The following is a 336-nucleotide window of genomic DNA, read 5'->3' as shown; positions in this document are numbered from 1 at the left end:
TTTTTTCGCCACTGCAAGCAGCGGTTTAAGATCTTTACGCGGGTTTAAATTTACGCCTGCCGTTGGTAAGCGTCTTTCTTGATGTGCAGCGCTTTGTTGTACGCAAAACGAACCGCACCGAACTGAGCGTTGAGATATTCAGCCTGTTCTGGTGTAGGGTAGATGCGTACTTTTGTTGCTCTTAACATCATCAGCGCTCATTGATATAATGTTTTTATTTTAACATGTTAGGGAAACATATCAATTGAGTAATCATAATGATTTACTGGCGGAATTCCTCAGAAAGCGGCACAGTGTCAGTAAACTGGTCGTGCATCTGATCTTTACGACAAAGTA

2 pseudogenes are annotated in these 336 nt (G+C 42.0%); one reads left to right on the top strand and one right to left on the bottom strand.

The features are described from left to right. A pseudogene (locus BHE89_RS23100) lies at positions 1-188 on the bottom strand (helix-turn-helix domain-containing protein); the annotation flags it as partial. Positions 189-244: 56 nt separating this feature from the next. Here BHE89_RS23100 and BHE89_RS23095 point away from each other — a divergent pair. Further along, positions 245-336: pseudogene (locus BHE89_RS23095) on the top strand (IS200/IS605 family transposase); the annotation flags it as partial.

This window comes from Shigella sp. FC1967 (assembly GCF_001743005.1).
Taxonomy (GTDB): domain Bacteria; phylum Pseudomonadota; class Gammaproteobacteria; order Enterobacterales; family Enterobacteriaceae; genus Proteus.
This window is presented reverse-complemented; position numbering and strand designations above follow the sequence as displayed.